A 748-nucleotide genomic window follows, 5' to 3' on the forward strand; every position below is an offset into this window, starting at 1 on the left:
TTTTCGCCATTGCCGCCAGTAACACATTCTGACTCTGCGCCGTATCCAATGGTCTAGGTCAACGCACTGCTGGTATGCATTTGCAATTCCATAGTAGTTAATCCATCCCCTTAGATATTGACTCAATTTAAACAATTGGTAGTGCATGTTCACGCCCCAGTTCCGGTTGGTTAAAATGCGTACCTGTCGTTTAAATTTATATAGAGTTTTGTCGTGCCATTTGATTAATCCGCGTTTAAAGGTAAACCCTAAGAACTTACTTTGTGTGGATTTAACCACTTGGCTTTTGTCAGTGTTAACCAGTAATTTAAGCTTAGTTTCGAGAAATCGAGTGACACTGGCAAGCACACGTTCGCCCGCGCGTTTTGATTTCACTAAGATAATAAAATCGTCTGCGTAGCGGGCAAATTGGTGGCCTCGTTGTTCCAATTCTTTGTCTAAATCATCCAGCATAATATTGGATAATAAAGGCGAAAGTGGACCGCCTTGCGGCACCCCTTCTAAACTCGGAACTAGAGTACCATTATCGTCGATTCCAGCTCTCAAGTAGCGACCAATAAGTTTGAGCAAGCGTTTATCTTTGATATGGCGCGATAAATTTCGCATCAGTAAGTCGTGATTAACTCGGTCAAAGCACTTCGACAAATCGACATCTACCGCAATATTGCGTTTAGATTTAATGATTTGTTGTACTTGCTTCACTGCCTGTTGGCCGTTACGGTTTGGCCTAAAACCAAAGCTGTTATCA

The 748-nt window shown here is 42.2% G+C and carries 1 protein-coding gene; it reads right to left on the reverse strand.

Annotated elements, in window-relative coordinates; genetic code table 11:
• On the reverse strand, positions 1-748 hold a 748-nt coding region (locus tag N7931_RS19330), incomplete at both ends, for a reverse transcriptase domain-containing protein (RefSeq protein ID WP_262795973.1).

This window comes from Catenovulum sp. 2E275 (assembly GCF_025515275.1).
GTDB lineage: Bacteria > Pseudomonadota > Gammaproteobacteria > Enterobacterales > Alteromonadaceae > Catenovulum.